At 61.4% G+C, this 18006-nt stretch carries 14 protein-coding genes, 1 tRNA gene and 1 pseudogene; 8 read left to right on the top strand and 8 right to left on the bottom strand.

Features of this window, described 5'->3' with window-relative positions; genetic code table 11:
• Positions 1–31: 31 nt before the first annotated feature.
• The 4 genes from HOY34_RS14695 to miaB all read right to left on the bottom strand — a co-directional run bounded on the left by HOY34_RS14695 (position 32) and on the right by miaB (position 3774).
• Complete coding sequence (locus tag HOY34_RS14695; RefSeq protein WP_436645201.1) at positions 32–1036, bottom strand: PhoH family protein; 1005 nt, start codon at positions 1034–1036, stop codon at positions 32–34.
• Positions 1037–1281: 245 nt separating this feature from the next.
• On the bottom strand, positions 1282–1656 hold the full coding sequence (locus HOY34_RS14690) for a hypothetical protein (RefSeq protein ID WP_172364157.1): 375 nt from the start codon (positions 1654–1656) through the stop codon (positions 1282–1284).
• Between the two features lie 13 nt (positions 1657–1669).
• Complete coding sequence (locus tag HOY34_RS14685; RefSeq protein ID WP_366926964.1) at positions 1670–2248, bottom strand: OmpA family protein; 579 nt, start codon at positions 2246–2248, stop codon at positions 1670–1672.
• Between the two features lie 212 nt (positions 2249–2460).
• Positions 2461–3774, bottom strand: a complete 1314-nt coding sequence (gene miaB / locus HOY34_RS14680; protein WP_172364303.1) for a tRNA (N6-isopentenyl adenosine(37)-C2)-methylthiotransferase MiaB — start codon at positions 3772–3774, stop codon at positions 2461–2463.
• Between the two features lie 422 nt (positions 3775–4196).
• On the opposite strand from miaB, the gene HOY34_RS14675 reads away from it, so the two are divergent.
• Positions 4197–5066, top strand: a complete 870-nt coding sequence (locus HOY34_RS14675) for a glycosyltransferase family protein (RefSeq protein ID WP_172364155.1) — start codon at positions 4197–4199, stop codon at positions 5064–5066.
• Between the two features lie 164 nt (positions 5067–5230).
• Here HOY34_RS14675 and HOY34_RS22150 read toward each other — a convergent pair.
• From HOY34_RS22150 to HOY34_RS14660, 4 genes and pseudogenes are all read right to left on the bottom strand, one after another.
• A pseudogene (locus HOY34_RS22150) lies at positions 5231–5743 on the bottom strand (hypothetical protein); the annotation flags it as partial.
• Positions 5744–6005: 262 nt separating this feature from the next.
• Positions 6006–6081, bottom strand: a tRNA-Lys gene (locus HOY34_RS14670).
• 319 nt (positions 6082–6400) lie between these two features.
• Complete coding sequence (locus HOY34_RS14665; RefSeq protein WP_172364153.1) at positions 6401–8062, bottom strand: alpha/beta hydrolase; 1662 nt, start codon at positions 8060–8062, stop codon at positions 6401–6403.
• Positions 8063–8410: 348 nt separating this feature from the next.
• A complete protein-coding gene (locus tag HOY34_RS14660; RefSeq protein ID WP_172364151.1) occupies positions 8411–9307 on the bottom strand; it encodes a MurR/RpiR family transcriptional regulator in 897 nt (298 codons plus the stop codon).
• A 231-nt stretch (positions 9308–9538) separates the two neighbouring features.
• On the opposite strand from HOY34_RS14660, the gene HOY34_RS14655 reads away from it, so the two are divergent.
• The 7 genes from HOY34_RS14655 to HOY34_RS14625 all read left to right on the top strand — a co-directional run bounded on the left by HOY34_RS14655 (position 9539) and on the right by HOY34_RS14625 (position 17983).
• Positions 9539–10045, top strand: coding sequence for a TRAP transporter small permease subunit (locus HOY34_RS14655; RefSeq protein ID WP_172364149.1), 507 nt, complete (start codon positions 9539–9541; stop codon positions 10043–10045).
• The gene (locus tag HOY34_RS14650; RefSeq protein ID WP_172364147.1) at positions 10045–11391 is read left to right on the top strand and encodes a TRAP transporter large permease; all 1347 of its coding nucleotides are present in this window, start codon (positions 10045–10047) and stop codon (positions 11389–11391) included. The genes HOY34_RS14655 and HOY34_RS14650 overlap by 1 nt, the downstream gene beginning before the upstream one ends.
• 25 nt (positions 11392–11416) lie before the next feature.
• Positions 11417–12460, top strand: a complete 1044-nt coding sequence (locus tag HOY34_RS14645; RefSeq protein ID WP_172364145.1) for a TRAP transporter substrate-binding protein — start codon at positions 11417–11419, stop codon at positions 12458–12460.
• Positions 12461–12668: 208 nt separating this feature from the next.
• Positions 12669–14036, top strand: a complete 1368-nt coding sequence (locus HOY34_RS14640; RefSeq protein ID WP_172364143.1) for a glutamine synthetase family protein — start codon at positions 12669–12671, stop codon at positions 14034–14036.
• Positions 14037–14105: 69 nt separating this feature from the next.
• Entirely contained in the window at positions 14106–15488 is a 1383-nt protein-coding gene (locus HOY34_RS14635; protein WP_172364141.1) for an aldehyde dehydrogenase family protein, read from the top strand.
• Position 15489: 1 nt separating this feature from the next.
• On the top strand, positions 15490–16662 hold the full coding sequence (locus tag HOY34_RS14630; protein WP_172364139.1) for an iron-containing alcohol dehydrogenase: 1173 nt from the start codon (positions 15490–15492) through the stop codon (positions 16660–16662).
• 70 nt (positions 16663–16732) lie between these two features.
• On the top strand, positions 16733–17983 hold the full coding sequence (locus HOY34_RS14625) for an NAD(P)/FAD-dependent oxidoreductase (RefSeq protein WP_172364137.1): 1251 nt from the start codon (positions 16733–16735) through the stop codon (positions 17981–17983).
• Positions 17984–18006: the final 23 nt, after the last annotated feature.

Raw genomic sequence — 18006 nt, 5'->3', positions numbered from 1 at the left:
CCGGCCCGCCCTGTTCTTGCAACCGTTCCGGTTATGCAGAGGCTTCATCCCGATCCCAGGCGTCGATGATACGCGCGACCAGCGGGTGGCGCACCACATCGGAGGAATTGAAATAGTTAAAGCTGACGCCTTTGACACCTTTCAGGATCCGCTCGGCCTCGGCCAGCCCCGAGGTCACGCCGCGCGGCAGGTCAACCTGGGTGCGATCCCCGGTGATCACCATACGCGAACCCTCGCCCAGACGGGTCAGGAACATCTTCATCTGCATGGCCGTGGCGTTTTGCGCCTCATCGAGCACCACGAAGGCATTGGCCAGCGTGCGCCCGCGCATGAAGGCCAAAGGCGCGATCTCGATCCGCTTTTCGGCAAAAAGCTTTTCAACCTGGCGCGCTGGCAGAAAGTCGTTCAGCGCGTCGTAAAGCGGCTGCATATAGGGATCGACCTTCTCCTTCATATCGCCTGGCAGAAAGCCAAGCCGCTCACCGGCCTCAACGGCCGGACGCGAGAGGATGATCTTTTCGACCGCGCCAGAGATGAACATCGTCACCCCGACCGCCACCGCCAGATAGGTCTTGCCGGTGCCCGCAGGCCCGATGCCAAACCCCAGCTCATGTTTGAAAAGATTTGCCACATAGGCCTTTTGCGCCTCGGTGCGCGGCTCAATCGGCTTTTTGCGGGTGCGCAGCTCCATGCCGGGGGTGAACATCTCGATCTGTTCATTGTCGCGCTGCACCGCCGGAATCGACAGCCGCAGCGCCCCGTCCACATCGCCCGCCTCGACGCTGCGCCCGGCCTCCAGCCGCGCATAAAGCGCCCTGAGCACCGCCGCCGCCTGTTCACGCGCAGGAACCGCACCGACCACCGTCAGGCGATTGCCGCGTCGCAGAACATGGACGCCCAGCTGATGCTCGATCTGCGCGAGGTTGCGGTCATATTCACCGCAAAGCCCGATCAGAAGGCGGTTGTCGGGGAACTCCAGGATGGTCTCAACCATGTCCTGGGGGCTGGTCGGGGGGGTCAGCGCACTGATGCCCAAATGGGCCTCCTTCCTGCAAGAGCCTGAGGCCAATGCTGCGCCTGACTGCGCCATCTGGCAAGGCTTTTCATCGACACCACTATATCTTGCGGATGTTGATGAGACTTTCATGACATATCTGACCAAAGACGCAGCAGCTGAAACGCAATCAGGCTGCGGGGGTCACCGCAGCCTGAGATAATATACTTTGCTGCGCAATCAATGGCCGATGGCACAGGATGCAGTTGCGCCCTGCGCCGATCCGCTCAGTTGCGGCTGCGCACGATGGTGCCGCGGCCCGGGCCGGGAACGCGGTCGCGGATGCCCGGATTGGACGACTGGTAATCGCCCAGCACGGTGCCCGGCGGGTATTTGTCGTTGCAGATCGGCAGGCCCGAGACCGGGTCGTAACGCGGCGTCGAATAGCCTTCCAGACCGTCGTCGATGATCCAGTTCTGGCAGCCATCGGGGTCATAGGCGATTGCAGCGCGGCCGTTTTGCAGCACGCCCTGGTCGCGGCCCTTGTCGAGGCCGGTCGCAATCACGCTGTTCGGACCGTAGTAGCGCTGCGTGCCCTCAAAGCTTTCGCAGCCAGCCAGCAGACCGACGCCCGCAAGGACAGTCACAAGTTTCATGCTCATGCTCATGGCCCCCTTACCAGCGATAGCAGACGATTTCGACGCGGCGGTTCTTCGCCATGCCGGCCGAGGTGCTGTTCGAGGCAATCGGATTGCGCTCGCCAAAGCCGATCTCACGCTCGACCGAGGCGCCGACCGAGCGGGCAACATCGGCAACCGCTTTGGCGCGGCGCTGCGAAAGGCTCATGTTGTATTCATCCGAGGCGCGGCTGTCGGTATGGCCATAGATGGCAAAGCCGAAAGCATCGGTCGAAGAGAAGAACTGCTGCAGGCGCTGACGCCCGGCGCTGGTCAGTTTCGCACTGTCGGTGGCGAAAAGCTGATCCGTGTTCTGGGTCAGGCACAGGTTCTTTTTCAGGCAGACCGGCTTGCCGGTTTTCGGGTCGCGGCGCGGAACCATATAGCCCTCAAGGCCACCATCGGCCCACCAGTGCATACATCCGTCATCGTCAACCCAGACGCCCCATTCGATCTGGCCGGTCACGACCGTGCGGTCGATCGTGCTTTGGGACATCGCAGCTGTGCCCCCGGAAATGCCGATCGCCAACGCGGTCGCCCCAACCACCATTCGCGCGGCGTGTGAAAAAATATTCACAGACAGCCCCCTTTCACTTCTATGTGACAGCTGGCGCAGATTTGCCGCCTGGGCCATGGCAAGTAAAGGCAATTTTTCCTTAACGCCTTCATTTCTGAGGGATTCAACCCAGGGGAACACAGCCGCCCGCGCCTTCACCGGGGCTCTTATGCGGTGCCCGAAACAATCCCCCGAAGGGCCCGGGATTATCCCCGATCCCTGATCCCGGCGATTCAGGAAATCCGTTTTGCCGCAAGGGAGTTGGACGAGGCAGCTGTCACGCGCGCCCGCACCAGATCGCCGATTCGGCCCTGGGCGTCATCGATGTGAACGGCCATCAGGTGATCGGATTTTCCGACCATCTGGCCCTCCATCCGCCCGGCCTTCTCATAGAGCACCGAAATCTCGCGCCCGACCATCGAGTCCTGCGCGGCACGCTGTTGCGTGATGATCAGAGCCTGCAATTCCTGCAGACGGGAATCGGCAATATCGGCCTCGACGGGCGGTTTTTCGGCGGCAGGCGTGCCCGGACGGGACGAGTATTTGAACGAAAAGGCCGCGCCATATCCCACCCGGCGCACCAGATCCATCGTGTCCCCGAAGTCCTGATCGGTCTCGCCGGGGAAGCCGACGATAAAATCAGAGGTCATCAGAATATCGGGCCGCGCCTCGCGGATGCGGTCAATCAGGCGGAAATACTGATCGCGGGTATGTTTGCGATTCATCGCCTTCAGGATCCGGTCGGATCCCGACTGCACCGGCAGATGCAGATAGGGCATCAGCTGCGGCACATCACCATGGGCGGCGATCAGATCGTCATCCATGTCATTGGGGTGACTGGTGGTATAGCGGATGCGGTCCAGCCCGTCGATCGCGGCCAGCTCGCGGATCAGGCGGCCAAGCGTCCAGTCGGCCCCATCCGCCTCGCCGTGATAGCCGTTGACGTTCTGGCCCAGCAGCGTGATCTCGCGCACGCCGCGCCCGACCAGCTCGCGCGCTTCGCGCATCAGCCGCGCCGCCGGGCGCGAGACCTCGGCGCCGCGCGTATAGGGCACCACGCAAAAGGCGCAGAACTTGTCGCAGCCTTCCTGCACGGTCAGAAAAGCGGTCGGGCCGCGATAGCCCTTGCGCTGCGGCAGATGCTCGAACTTGTCCTCGACGGGGAAATCGGTGTCGACCTGGGCGCCGCCCGCCTCGACCATGGCGGGCAGGCGGTGATAGGCCTGCGGGCCAACGACGATATCGACCAGCGGCATGCGGCGGCGGATCTCTGCGCCCTCGGCCTGGGCCACGCAGCCCGCGACGCCAATCTTCAGATCCGGCTTGTCGCGTTTCAGAGGCTTCAGCCGCCCGAGGTCGGAATAGAGCTTTTCTGACGCCTTTTCCCGGATGTGACAGGTGTTCAGCAGCACCATATCGGCATCATCGGCGCGGTCGGTCAGCACATAGCCTTTGGCCCCCATCGCCTCGGCCATGCGCTCGCTGTCATAGACGTTCATCTGACAGCCATAGGTCTTTATGAAGAGTTTCTTCACCGCATCAGGCATAGCATCCTGGACACCCGTATCAGAGGCTGCCGTATCAGGGCCTGCTGCGGGACTGGTCTGGGTCAGGGCTTCGGGGTTCGACATGGCGTGCCTCCTGCGGATAAAGGGTAATACACGCTGCAGCGCCGCAGAGCAATGTCAGCAGCCAACCCCGCCGGAACCCGAAAGGCGCGGCGCGCTCATTCGCCCTGCCACCATTCGTCTTGCCTGTCGGGCCCGGATGGTGGAATTTGCAAGCGTCATTGCCGCCGGGGCGGTGGCGCTCACGGGTGCGCCCCGCAGAGGCCGCCCGGCAAAGCGGGCTTTGCGCAAAGCTGAGGGCGGCGCAGGCCAGTCCCGGCACAGGATTTTCCGGCGCAGCCTTTACGCGCCGTCTTGCAGGAACGGCATATTGCCCTTTGGGCAAAACCTTTGGGCGGAAGATGAATTACAGTTCGATTGGTCAGTTTCTGGACAATGTCACCCCCACGCCAATGCGTGGCCCGATTGCCATAATCCTGGCCGAGGACAATTGTGAGCTGGCCGCGACATTGCGCCACCATCTGGATCTGGGCTTTGCCAGGGTCATCCTGCTGGCCGGCGAGGATATTCAGGTGCCAGAGGCCCTCGCCCCCCGGATTGAACGCATAGAGACCGACGTCTTTGCCGATGATGCGCTGATCAATGCCGTTAACAAAATAGCCCAGGCCGCGCCCGGTGCCTGGCTTTACTACTGCTATAATGCCGAGTTTCTGTTTTTCCCCTTTTGCGAAACCCGCTCGATCTCGGATCTGACAACCTTTCACGGCGAAGAGCGGCGGACAGCGATGCTCTCTTATGTGATCGACCTTTATGCATCCGATCTGGAGCGATACCCGAATGCGGTTTCGCTTGAGGATGCGCATCTGGACCGCGCGGGCTATTATGCTTTGCCGCGCAAGGATCCCGGGCAAAACTGGGCCGGGAAAGACCGTCAGATGGACTTTTTCGGCGGCCTGCGCTGGCGGTTTGAAGAGCACGTCCCATGGGCGCGGCGCAAAATTGACCGGATATCGCTGTTTCGGGCCCAAAAGGGGGCGCTGCTGCACCCGGATTATACGTTTTCTGACGAAGAGATGAACACCTATGCCTGCCCCTGGCACCACAATCTTACGGCCGCGATCTGCTCATTCCGCACCGCCAAAGCGCTGCGCACCAATCCGGGCAGCCGCAGCGAGATCCGCAGTTTCCGCTGGCACAGCTCTGAGCCGTTCCGCTGGAACAGCCAGCAGCTGATGGACCTTGGCCTGATGGAGCCTGGCCAGTGGTTCTGATGTCAGCTGTGGGCAAATTGTCACCTGCGGGCAAACTTGCCGCAATTGACAGGTTTAGGTCCGCATTTGCCATTCACGGGTGCCGCAGGGGTAGCTTGTTGTGTGTGGGAGGGTAATCCTCCCCGTTTTAACGGAGTGTAAAAGCCGACTTCAGGCAGCCCTCTTCAGTTGCCTCGGGCAAGTGTAATACCGCCGCGGCCCATGTTGGGGCGCTCATTATTGTAGATCCATAGCCATTTGCACCTCCTCGATAATGTCAACGATGCAGAGGTCCAGCCATTCATGCCGGACTGTCATGTTGTAACGCCCGACATAAGCGTGCTGCCGGGTATGAGAAGGGTCATAAAACAGTTCAGTGGACTGTTTTCCCGACGACTGTCCGGGCTGGGCGTGGTCGAGGGCAATACTCTGCTTCCCGGCCCGGATAACCAGCGTAGAGATGATGTATTACGGGCCATTATCGAGCTTTATTGCCTGGGGCTTCCCCGCCACTCGATGATCTGATTGAGGGAACGAACCACCCGCTCAGCCGGGGATGAGGAGGATCAGGAATCGATGGAGGAGAGCGATTTCCCGACGAATGTGAAGTCGACCTTGGCCTCCACCTCTCCACCGTTGAGGTCGCCCACCAGGTCCAGAAGCCGGACTTGGCGGCCATCAGGATCCGGGTCAGTCATTCGGGTCAGTCGTCTGAATCCTGACCGGAGCTAGCTGTCCAGATGGCTGCCTCTATCGGCCCGGAGGTCAGTCAGCCGCACCGCCCATGTCGGAAGCTTTTTGTCCGGAAACCGGACGGCATGTGTCCAGAAGCCGGGCCGCGACAATCTGATGCTGGCCTGCCTCGCCAGGACCTTCAGGATTGGTTCCCTGGCGCCCCCTGGCGTCGTGTGCAGCAATTAAAAAGGGCTTAGGCATTTTTGCCTAAGCCCTCGAATTCAGTGGTGAGCCCGACAGGATTCGAACCTGTGACCCACTGATTAAAAGTCAGTTGCTCTACCAACTGAGCTACGGGCCCACTGTGATTGAGGCGTTTAAGGAAGGTCGCAGGCAGCGTCAAGGCCCGGCTTTTACCTTTTCTGAGAAAAAGTTATAATGCATTGTTTTTAATAGAAAATTATAAACACAGATCCACTGGTGGCGCACCGGAGGCAACAGCCCGGCGATCGAGAAAAGGCGGGGCGCGGCCTCTGAGCTGAATCGCCCTGAATCAATCAGAGGTTTTCCGGTGCAGATTTTCGGCTATCGGCGGCCGGCGCCGGGCGTTCGGCGCTGCGGCGCATCCCTGCAGCGGGGCTCTGCCCCCCTCCCAAAGGGGCGCGGGCAGGCCCCGGTCGCTATTCTTGCGAGAAATGCTGGTGCAGGCGGCGCAGCCCCTCGTCGCCCGGCGCGACTTTCAGCAGCTCGGCCCAGGCGTTCAGATAATGCTTTGCCGCATAGACATGCCCGTAACCCGATTCCGTCGTGGTCGCGGTCATCATGTCAAATCCCAGCTGCAAAAAGGTAACCACCGGCCACCAGCGCAGGCTGGGGCTGACATCGGGCCCCATGGGGGCGGCCAGCCAGTCAGGCGCACGCCACAAAACGCTGGGCGAGAAGAAGGAGATCGGATCAGAGGGATAGACCAGATACACCATCCGCATCACCCCCCAGGGCGCGAATCTGCCTGCCGGCAGGCCAGCCTGCGTCATCACCCGGATCACCGAGCCATCGCCATAGCGCGGGGCCCAGGCGGGGCTGCCGGGATCGCGCGCTTCCAGCAATTGCTGCCAGCCGCGCATCGCAAAGGGCGGGCCCACCCATAATGCGCCCTGCGGCGGGTCTGACAGCAGATCCTGCCAGGAGATCGGCATCTCGCCATTGCGGGCCCCCAGTGAAAGGCCGAAGAGGTAAAGCTCGGGGCGTTTGTCGCGGGGCAGCGTGCTCCAGTGACCGTAGATCTCGCGGAATACGGCTGTGGCGGCCTCTGTGCCGTATTCGGGCTGCATGATCAGCGACATCCAGCTGGGCAGGTAGGAATATTGCACCCCAACCACCGCCAGATCGCCACGGGTCAGATAGTCCAGCGGCTGCATCCCGGCCGGATCCATCCAGCCCGTTCCGGTCGGCGTGGCGATCACCAGGACGCGGCGCTCAAATGCGCCGATGCGCAGGGCCTCGTCCAGCGCCAGCCGCGCGCGGGCCGCCGGATCGGCGGCATTGTTCAGGCCGACGTAGATGCGCAATGGCTCTTTTATGCCCTGATCGGTGCCCATCACCTTTGCAATCGTGGCGCGGTCGGGCTGTTCCAGCACCCATTGCCGCCCCATCGCGCCAAGCCCCTCCCAGCTGATCAGCGAGGCGGAAGACCCGGTTTTCAGCGGATCTGCAGGCGCGGCCTGCTCTGGCTGGATCAGGGTGTCGAGGGCCGCATAGGTGTCATCCAGCGCGCCCAGCACGCGGCCCAGCACCACATCATTGCCGACCCCCCAAAAGATCAGCAGGGCCAGGATGATCCCGATCAGACGCGCCAGCCTGCGCGGGATAAATGCCTCAAGCTGCGCCGCGATCAGCCGCCAGATCCGGCGAAACAGCCGCCCCAGAAACACCAAGACCAGCGCAAGCGCCGCCGCCACCGCAAGGATGGTGAAGGGCCGCGCGGTCTCGACCGGGGGGATGCCCATCGCCTGGTGGATGTCATTTTGCCAGGAGGTCACATTCCAGAGCGCCCAGATCACCGCCATAGCCGCGATCGACAGGCCAAGCGCCATTCTGACCCGCAGCCCATAGGGCGTGACGGGGCGGGCCTCGAACACCCAGGCTCTGCCCCCCTGCATCGCATATCCAAAGAGATAGCCCAGCGCAAAGCACAGCCCGCCAAGCGCGCCTTGCACCAAAGCCGCCCGCGGAATAAGCGAGGGCGACAAAGACGCCGCGAAGAACAGCGCCCCCAATGCAATCCCTGCCGCCGAAGGGCGCCCGATCAGCGGATGGTCATCAGAGGTGCGCCAGCGAAACATTATCGGCCTTTCAATCATCACATTCCGTCAGATGTGCCGCAGCCGCCCCCGCAGCAGATATCCGGGGCCGCCGCAGCCTGGCGTCGCCAGCGGGCCTGCGCCCGAATGCCCGCCCGAAACGGGCTTTTGTCAGATCGCCCTCAGGCTGCGGACAAACAGCTGTCGCCCCGAGATGACATCCCGTGCTGACATCCCAAGCTGCCCCCCCCGGATCACATTCGCGCAGATTTCCCGCAGACCGACCTGAGGTCAAGCCGATTGCCATAACGACGGCCCATTGCGCGCCGGGGCAGAAAGCCCCACACAGGCATTGCCCTGCGCAGGATTTCATCTGAAAACGGGGGGTGCCTAGCGCCCCTGCCCCATCTTTGGGGCACGAAAAACCCGGGTGCGGGCAAAGCAATCCTCCAGCCGGTTCAGACGGTCCTGAACCTGATCGGGCAGCTGCGACTGCACCCGCGCCAGCAGGGCCTCGACCACCATCAAAAGCACGGCCGTCGAATCCCAGGCGGCGGGCATCTCGATATGGCAGGGCAACACATGGCGGGCATGGCTCGCGGCAGGCGACAGCCAGCGATCGGTGATCAGCACCACCTCGGCCCCCTGCAAGGCGGCAAATTCGGCGAACTGGACGGCGTTCGCCTCATAGCGGCGAATGTCGAAAATCACCACGACATCGCCCGGCGCCAGATCCAGCAGCACCTGCTGCCAGTCGGTCAGGTGATCGGCGACCAGGGTCACATCGGGCCGCGTCACCCGCAAAAGCGTGCCCATGTAATCGGCCAGCGCATGGGTCAGCCGCCCCCCCATCACCACGACCCGGCGCGACAGATCGGCCATCAGCGCCGCCGCGCCGTTGAAATCCGCCGCCGGAATCAGGCTGACGGTTGCGCCGATATTGGCCACCACCTGGGCGGCAAAGCCCTGCAGCGGATGCGCCGCCTCGCCGGCCGCGGCCTCGGCCCCGCCGACCCCATTCACCGCCCCCAGCGGCGCGACCAGCAACTGCTGCACCTCCTGGCGCAGGGCGGTCTGATATTCGGTCCAGCCGCGATAGCCCAGCTTTTGCACCAGCCGCACGATGGTCGGCGAAGAGACATCCGCCGCCCGCGCCAGCGTGGTGATCGAGCCAAGCGCCGACATCGGAAAATGCGACAGGATATGGGTGGCCACCTGACGCTCGGCCCGGGTCAGATCGCCCAGCCCGCTGCGCATACGCATCTCGATGGTCGTCGCCTGTTCCATCCTGCCCCTTCCCGCTGTACCCGGGCAGCGTTACAGAAAAGATTGTAACAGGAAACAGGAAACTGAAATAATCTTGACAGCGCCCCCGCCAGAGGGTGACGCTGAAAGAAAATCCAGGGAGCCGACTCGTCCATGTCCTTTTCAGGATTCGCAGCCAGCCGAAGCATGTCCGCGTGTTTCGTTCGCAAAATCGGCATATCCCCAGCCCTTCTTTCCGGCGGGGTCTGAGCGATGCCCCTGTTCCTGATCCGGCTGGTCCGCATCATAGAGGCCGTGAACACCTTCGTCGGCCGGATTGCGATGTATCTGATCTTCGCATTGGCAGGCGTGCTGCTTTATTCGGTGATCGCCAAGGCCTTCTTTCGCCCCGCGCTCTGGACCCAGGAGATGGCCCAGTTCACCATGGTCGGCTATTTCGTGCTGGGCGGCGCCTATTCGCTGATCCTCGGCGCCAATGTGCGGATGGACCTGCTTTATGGCCGCTGGAGCGTGAAGACCCAGGCCCTGGTCGATTGCATCACCGTATTCTGCATGATCCTGTTTCTGGCGGTCGTCCTCTGGGGCGGCATTGAAAGCACGATCTATGCCTTTGAGGTCGGCGAGCGGTCCCGCACCGTCTGGCGGCCCTATATGGCCCCGATCAAGATCGTGATCTGCTCGGGCGTGTTCCTGATGCTGTTGCAATCCATTGCCTTCCTCATCCGCGATATCGCGACCCTGCGCGGAGTGAAAATCTGATGCCCTATGAATATATCGCCCTCGTGATGTTCATGGGCATGATGGCCATGCTGATGACCGGGCAACGCGTCTTCGCGGGTATCGGCTTTGTCGCCGTGGTGGCCGCGATCATGCTTTGGGGGGATCGGGGCGGCTATGACATCGCCTTCACCACCACCATCAAGCTGATGAACTGGTATCCGATGCTGACGCTGCCGATGTTCGTCTGGATGGGCTATGTGATGTCCGAGGCGCGGCTGGCCGATGACCTTTACAAGATGTTCCACGTCTGGTTCGGGCCGATCCCGGGCGGTTTGGCGATTGGCACGATCCTTCTGATGGTGCTGATCTCGGCGATGAACGGGCTTTCCGTCGCGGGCCTTGCGATTGGCGCGACCATCGCCCTGCCGGAACTGCTGAAACGCGGCTATGACAAGCGGATGGTGACGGGGATCATCCAGGGCGGCTCAAGCCTTGGCATCCTGGTGCCGCCCTCTATCGTGCTGGTGCTTTACTCGATGATCGCCCGTCAGCCGGTGGGCCAGGTCTGGCTGGCGGGGATTTTCCCGGGCCTGCTGATGGCCGGGTTCTTCCTGCTTTACGTGGTGATCCGCTGCGGGCTGAACCCCAGCCTCGGTCCAGCGCTGTCGCGCGAAGAACGTGCGCAGACCACCTGGGCCGAGAAGATCAGCCTGTTGCGTGCGGGCATCCTGCCGGTGGTGATCTTTGCCTCGATGATGGGGCCCTTCGTGATGGGCTATGTCAGCCTTGTCGAGGCCTCGGTGATCGGGGCGCTGATTGCGACGCTGGTGGCCCTGCTGAAAGGCCGGATCACCAAAAAGGTCTGGGAGAACTGCATCGTCAACACCCTGGGCGTGACCTGCATGTTCATGTGGATCCTGCTGGCGGCAATGGCCTTTGGCGCGGTCTTTGACGGGCTGGGCGCGGTAAAGACGATTGAGGCCTTCTTCCTCGAAGATCTCGGCCTTGGCCCCTGGGGGATCCTGATCCTGATGCAGGTCTCGTTCCTGGTGATGGGCATGTTCCTTGATGACACCGCTATGCTGGTGATCGTCGCGCCGCTTTACATTCCGCTGGCGGCCAAGCTGGATCTGGGCATGCCGCCGCAGGATGTGCTGATCTGGTATGGCATTCTCTATACCATCACCTGCCAGGTGGCCTATATCACGCCCCCCTTCGGCTATAATCTCTTCCTGATGCGCGCCATGGCACCCGATCATGTCAGCCTCAGCGATATTTACCGCTCTATTGTGCCAATCGTGGCGATTATGATCCTGACTTTGGCGGTGATCATGGTCTTCCCTGAAATCGCCCTATGGCTGCCCCATCAGGTTTACGGACAATAATTATAACCCACCAACGGAGGTAAAAATGACGACGAACAGACGGAAGTTTCTGACCAGCGGGGCGCTTGCCGCCGGTGCAGCCGCCCTCGCCGCCCCTGCCGTTCGCGCGCAGGCCGCGCCGATCAAATGGCGTATGCAGACCTATGCCGGTGCCGCTCTGGGCGAGCATGTCTGCAAACCCGCCATCGACAAATTCAACCAGATTGCCGCCGGGCAAATGGAGATCGAACTTTATTACGCCGATCAGCTGGTGCCGACCTCGGAACTGTTCCGCGCCATGCAAAATGGCACCATCGACGCGGTGCAATCGGATGACGATTCCATGCAATCGCCGACCGAAGTGACCGTATTCGGCGGCTATTTCCCCTTTGCTTCGCGCTATTCGCTGGATGTGCCGGTTCTCTTCAACCAATATGGGCTGAAAGAGATCTGGGAAGAGGAATATGCCAAGGTCGGCGTCAAGCATATCTCGGCCGGATCCTGGGATCCCTGCCATTTCGCCACCAAAGACCCGATCAATTCGCTGAAAGACCTGGAAGGCAAGCGCGTCTTTACCTTCCCGACCGCAGGCCGTTTCCTGGCGCAATTCGGCGTGGTGCCAATGCAGCTGCCCTGGGAAGATATCCAGGTCGCGCTGCAAACCGGCGAGCTGGACGGGATTGCATGGTCGGGGATCACCGAGGATTACACCGTCGGCTGGGCCGATGTGACCAAGTATTTCCTGACGAACAATATCTCAGGCGCATGGATTGGCCACTTCTTTGCCAATCAGGATCGCTGGAATGAAGTGCCTGACCATCTGAAAGCGCTGATGGAAGTTTGCTTCGAGCAATCGCATTATTACCGCCAGTGGTGGTATTGGGGCGGCGAGGCAGATCTGCGCGTCAATGGGCCGAAACTGCAGCTGACCTCGATCCCGGATGCCGAATGGGATACCGTCGAGGCCAAAGCCCGCGAATTCTGGGATGAGATCGCAGCCGAGTCTGAAACCAAGGCAAAAGTTGTCGAAATCTTCAAGAAATACAACGATGTGATGGCCAAAGCCGGCCGTCCCTATCGGTATAGCTAAGACCAGAACCAGGGGCAGGGGCGGCCAAAGCCGCCCTGCCCGAACCAGGGCCCTTTGAGGCTGCATTCCTCTTATGGAGGGGAAACAGACCATGACTGCGAGATTTATTGTCCAGGATTGCTGGCCCAGAAAGCCGGAATTTGGCGGTGGCGGGTCGCTTTGACTTCGCCCGATCTCCACATGTTCTTTAGCAAAAAGTGAGGCCAAAATGCCCGCAAATCTGACACTCGAAACCCTGAAGGCCGCATTTGAAGCGGGAGAGATCGACACCGTTCTGGTCGTCGCCCCCGATATGCAGGGCCGCCTGATGGGAAAACGCTTCCATGCCGGTTTCTTCCTCGACAGCGGCTATAATGAGACGCATTGCTGCAATTACCTGCTGGCGCTCGATATGGAAATGAACACCGTGCCGGGATATAAATCCGCAGGCTGGTCGCAGGGCTATGGCGATTATGTCATGAAACCTGATCTTGCCACCCTGCGCCGTCTGCCCTGGTTGCCCGGAACGGCAATGGTGATGTGTGATCTTCTGGATCACCACACGCATGAAGAAATCAGCATCTCGCCGCGTGCTATTCTGAAAAAGCAGGTCAATCGCGCCCGCGCCATGGGCTTTGAGCCGATGATGGCGACCGAGCTGGAATTCTATCTGTTCGAGAACAGTTATGAAAACCTGCGCGATGACGGGCTGGGAAATCTGCGCCCAATTTCAGCCTATAATGAAGATTACCACATCTTCCAGACCTCGAAAGAAGAGCCCGTCATGCGCAAATTGCGCAATGATCTTTATGCGGCGGGCATTCCGGTCGAAAACACCAAAGGCGAGGCCGACAGCGGCCAGGGCGAGGTGAATTACCGCTATTCAGACGCGCTGGATACCGCCGACAACCACACGATCATCAAACAGGCTGTGAAAGAAATTGCCTGGACGATGGGTAAATCCGTCACCTTCATGGCGAAATACCAGACCGATAAGGCTGGCTCTGCCGCGCATGTGCATCAATCGCTCTGGACACTCGACGGAAAGCCCGCGTTTTTTGACAAAGACGCAGAAAATGGCATGTCGCAACTGATGAAACATTTCATCGCGGGCCAATTAAAGGCTGCCGAAGAGATGACCGTTTTCTTTGCCCCCTATGTGAACAGCTATAAGCGCTTTTGCGTCGGGCTTTTCGCCCCGACCAAGATCGTCTGGTCGGGCGACAACCGCACGGCTGGATTCCGCGTCTGTGGCGCTGATACCAAAGCCGTCCGCGTCGAATGCCGCATCCCCGGCTCGGATGTGAACCCCTATCTCGCCTGCGCGGCCCTGCTGGCGGCAGGGCTGGACGGGATCGAGCAGAAGCTGGAACTGGAACCCGAGATGAAGGGCGACCTTTACGCCATTGAAGGCGTGCGAGAGATCCCGAAAACCCTGCGCGAGGCCGCGGCTAAGCTGAATGGCTCTTCCACCCTGCGCAAGGCGCTTGGCGATGATGTCGTGGATCATTACCACCATGCCGCCCAGTGGGAGATTTCGGAAACTGACCGCGTCGTTACAGATTTCGAACTGAAAAGGCTGCTAGAGCGGGCCTGAACCAGCCGTAAATTGCACAATTCCGACGGAAAGGGGCAGCCGCCCCTTCCCCTCTTCTACAGGTGAAACATGAAACCGATCACACTGATCTCGCCGGTCGACGGCTCAACCTATGTCGAGCGCCAGCCGCTTGATCTGACCTCGGCCGAGGCGGCCGTCGCCCGCGCCCGCGCCGCCCAGCCCGCCTGGGCCGCCCGCCCGCTGGCCGAGCGTATCGCGCTGGTTAAGGCTGGCGTGGCAAAACTGACCGAGCTGAAAGATGAAATCGTGCCCGAGCTGGCCGCCCAGATGGGCCGCCCGGTGAAATTCGGCGCCGGCGAATTTGGCGGCGTCAACGCGCGGGCCGATTATATGGCCTCGATCGCCGAAGAGACCCTGGCGCCGAAAGTGGTTGAGGACAGCGACAAATTCCGTCGTTACCTGGCGCGTGAGGCGCTTGGCGTGATCTTTGTGATCGCTCCCTGGAACTATCCGTTCCTGACCGCGATCAACACCATCATCCCCGGTCTGATCGCCGGGAATACCATCGTGCTGAAACATGCCAGCCAGACCCTGGTCGCGGGCGAGCGCCTGGCCCAGGCCTTCCATGCGGCAGGGATTCCGGCCGATGTGTTCCAGAATCTGGTGCTGGATCACGCCGTAACCGAGAAGCTGATCGCCGACCGCAGGTTCGATTTCGTCAATTTCACCGGATCGGTGAATGGCGGCAAGGCGATTGAACGCGCAGCCGCTGGCACCTTCACGCCGCTTGGGCTTGAACTTGGTGGCAAAGACCCTGGCTATGTCCGCGCGGATGCGAATGTCGATGCTGCCGTTGATACGCTGATGGATGGCGCGATGTTCAATTCCGGACAATGCTGCTGCGGGATCGAGCGGATCTATGTGCATGAATCCCTCTATGATTCCTTTGTGGAAAAAGCAGTTGCCTGGGTGAACGGCCTGACGCTGGGCAATCCGAATGAGCAGACCACCACGCTTGGCCCGATGGCGAATGTTCGATTTGCGAAAGTCGTCCGCGATCAGATCGCTGAGGCGATTGCCAAAGGCGCGAAGCCGCTGGTCGATCCGGCGAACTTCCCGGCAGATGACGGCGGCGCCTATCTGGCACCGCAGATCCTGGTCGATGTCGACCATTCCATGTCGGTGATGACCGAGGAAAGCTTTGGCCCGGTTGTTGGAATTATGAAAGTCTCGTCTGATGAAGAGGCTTTGCGACTGATGAATGACAGCCCCTATGGGCTGACCGCCTCGATCTGGACCGAGGATTATGACACCGCCGCAGCCCTGGGCGATCAGATCTCGACCGGGACCGTTTTCATGAACCGCGCCGACTATCTTGACCCCGCGCTTTGCTGGACGGGCACCAAGGATACCGGGCGCGGCGGCTCGCTTTCTTACCTGGGCTACCATTCGGTAACCCGTCCGAAATCCTACCATCTCAAGAAGGTGTAATATGTCCACTGTTGACAAACAGGGCGTCCCCGACCGCAACTGGTCTTATCCGACCGCGATCAAATTCGGCGTCGGCCGGATTGCTGAACTGGCCGATCACGCCAAATCGCTGGGCATGAAAAAGCCGCTGCTGGTGACCGACAAAGCGCTGGCCTCACTGCCGATCACCACCCAGGCGCTGGATGTGCTTGAGGCTGCAGGCCTTGGCCGCGCGGTTTTCTCAGAGGTTGATCCGAACCCGAATGACAAGAATATGGCTGAGGGTATCGCCGTCTATAAGGCGGGCGGTCATGATGGCGTGATCCTGTTCGGCGGCGGCTCGGCGCTGGATCTGGGCAAGATGATTGCCCTGATGGCGCATCAGCGTGCTGACCTCTCGGTCTGGGATCTGGAAGATATCGACGACTGGTATACCCGCGCCGATGCTGACAAAATCGCACCGATGGTGGCGGTTCCCACCACCGCGGGCACCGGGTCAGAGGTCGGTCGCGCCGGCGTTCTGACCAATCTGGCGACCCATAAGAAGAAGATCATCTTCCATCCGAAGCTGCTGCCGGGCGTGACGATCTGCGATCCGGCCCTGACCGTTGGCATGCCGAAATTCATCACCGCAGGCACCGGGATGGATGCGCTGGCGCATTGCCTTGAGGCCTATTCCTCGCCCTTCTACCACCCGATGAGCCAGGGCATTGCGCTGGAAGGTCTGCGGCTGGTGAAAGAGAACCTGGTCACCGTTTACAACGAGCCGGGCAATCTGATGGCGCGTGGTCATATGATGGCGGCGGCGGCCATGGGGGCGGTTGCTTTCCAGAAGGGCCTCGGCGCGATCCACTCGCTGTCGCATCCGGTCGGCGCGGTTTACGGCACCCATCACGGCACCACCAATGCCGTCGTCATGCCGGTCGTGCTGGACTTCAACCGTCCGGCGATTGAGGACCGGATCAATGCGGCGGCGGCCTATCTGGGCATCGCAGGCGGCTTTGACGGCTTCCGCGCCTGGATCATGGAGCTGCGCGAGCAGCTTTCGATCCCGGCCAATCTGACCGCACTCGGGGTTGAGGAGCAACGTCTGGAAGAGCTGACCGAAATGGCGCTGGAAGATCCCAGCTGCGGTGGCAATCCGATCCCGATGACCCGCGAAAATACCTATGCGCTTTTCAAAGCCGCAATGTAAGATCGTGTAAACTGCAAGCCCCGGCTCCGCCCCGGCGGGGCAGGGTTTTGTTTGAGAAGTGAAACTGCGCATGGCCCGACTGACCACTGACATCGCTGTAATCGGGGCCGGGGTGATTGGCCTGACCATCGCCGCCCGGCTGTCTGCCGAAGGGCGCGAGGTCACGCTGATCGAGCCGGGCGATCCGGGCATGGGCGCCTCTTACGGCAATGCGGGCACGATCGCCGATTACGCGGTCGCCCCGGTCGGCACGCCCGATGTGCTGAAGAGCCTGCCCTCGCTGCTGTTCAATCGCAATTCGCCACTGGCGATCCGTCATTCCACCCTGCCCTCGCTGATGCCATGGCTGTGGAAATTCGCCCGCCAAAGCCTGCCCAAAGCCGCGGCCCGCAACGCCCAAAACATCGCGGCGCTGCTGCAGGGGGCCAATCCGGCCTGGAAAACCCTTGCAAGCGAAGCGGGGGCCGCCGATCTGCTGCGCCCACGCGGCTGCCTTTATCTCTACCGAGATCAGGCGCAATTCGACGCTGCCAGCCGTGAAATGGCCGGGCGACGCGAGCTGGGCGTCCAGGCAGAAATGCTCAGCGGCGGCCAGCTGGCCGGGCTGGAGCCGGGCCTGCCCTTCCACGCCGGGGCCGCCTTCTTCCCCCAGGCGATTTTCCTCAGCGATCCTGGTCTGATGATGCAGCGCATCGCCGCCATGACCTTGCAGCATGCAAGGCTGATCCCAGCCCGGATCGAGCGGCTTACGCGCCAGATCACCGGGGTTAACCTTGATGGCCGCAGCAATGAGGGCCGCCCGGTCAGCCTGCATGCCCGCAAGGTGGTGATCGCGGCGGGGGCGCATTCGCGGGCGCTGGCCCTGCAGGCGGGCGACCGGATTCCACTGGATACCGAGCGCGGCTATCATGTCGAATGGGACATGCAGACGCCCCCGCTGAGCCGCCCCTCTTGCGTGACAGAGCGCGGTTTTTACCTTTGCCCGATGCAGGGGCGGCTGCGGGTGGCGGGCACGGTAGAGCTGGGGGGGCTACAGCTGCCGCCCTCGCCACACCGGATTGCCAAACTGGTCGAGGGGGCGCGCAGCCTCTTTCCCGATCTGCCAGAGCCCTCGCGCAGCTGGATGGGTTTTCGCCCCTCGCTGCCCGACAGCCTGCCGGTGATAGGCCCCTCGCGCGGTGGCGCGGATGTGCTGCATGCCTTTGGCCACGGCCATATCGGGGTGACTTTGGCTCCGAAAACCGCCCAGCTGATTGCCGATCTGATCGCAGGCCGCCCGCAGCCGCCCGAGCTGGCCGCAGTCCTGCCCAGCCGATTTTAACAGATTTGCGCCCTTTCGCTGAC

Origin of the sequence: Pseudogemmobacter hezensis (genome assembly GCF_013155295.1) — a bacterium.
Taxonomy (GTDB): Bacteria; Pseudomonadota; Alphaproteobacteria; order Rhodobacterales; family Rhodobacteraceae; genus Pseudogemmobacter; species Pseudogemmobacter hezensis.
This window is presented reverse-complemented; position numbering and strand designations above follow the sequence as displayed.

Coding starts and splice junctions, on each gene's coding strand:
- HOY34_RS14690 (WP_172364157.1), bottom strand. CDS start 1,656: ATGAGCATGAAACTTGTGACTGTCCTTGCGGGCGTCGGTCTGCTGGCT.
- miaB (WP_172364303.1), bottom strand. CDS start 3,774: ATGCCTGATGCGGTGAAGAAACTCTTCATAAAGACCTATGGCTGTCAG.
- HOY34_RS14675 (WP_172364155.1), top strand. CDS start 4,197: ATGAATTACAGTTCGATTGGTCAGTTTCTGGACAATGTCACCCCCACG.
- HOY34_RS14665 (WP_172364153.1), bottom strand. CDS start 8,062: ATGTTTCGCTGGCGCACCTCTGATGACCATCCGCTGATCGGGCGCCCT.
- HOY34_RS14660 (WP_172364151.1), bottom strand. CDS start 9,307: ATGGAACAGGCGACGACCATCGAGATGCGTATGCGCAGCGGGCTGGGC.
- HOY34_RS14655 (WP_172364149.1), top strand. CDS start 9,539: ATGCCCCTGTTCCTGATCCGGCTGGTCCGCATCATAGAGGCCGTGAAC.
- HOY34_RS14650 (WP_172364147.1), top strand. CDS start 10,045: ATGCCCTATGAATATATCGCCCTCGTGATGTTCATGGGCATGATGGCC.
- HOY34_RS14645 (WP_172364145.1), top strand. CDS start 11,417: ATGACGACGAACAGACGGAAGTTTCTGACCAGCGGGGCGCTTGCCGCC.
- HOY34_RS14640 (WP_172364143.1), top strand. CDS start 12,669: ATGCCCGCAAATCTGACACTCGAAACCCTGAAGGCCGCATTTGAAGCG.
- HOY34_RS14635 (WP_172364141.1), top strand. CDS start 14,106: ATGAAACCGATCACACTGATCTCGCCGGTCGACGGCTCAACCTATGTC.
- HOY34_RS14630 (WP_172364139.1), top strand. CDS start 15,490: ATGTCCACTGTTGACAAACAGGGCGTCCCCGACCGCAACTGGTCTTAT.
- HOY34_RS14625 (WP_172364137.1), top strand. CDS start 16,733: ATGGCCCGACTGACCACTGACATCGCTGTAATCGGGGCCGGGGTGATT.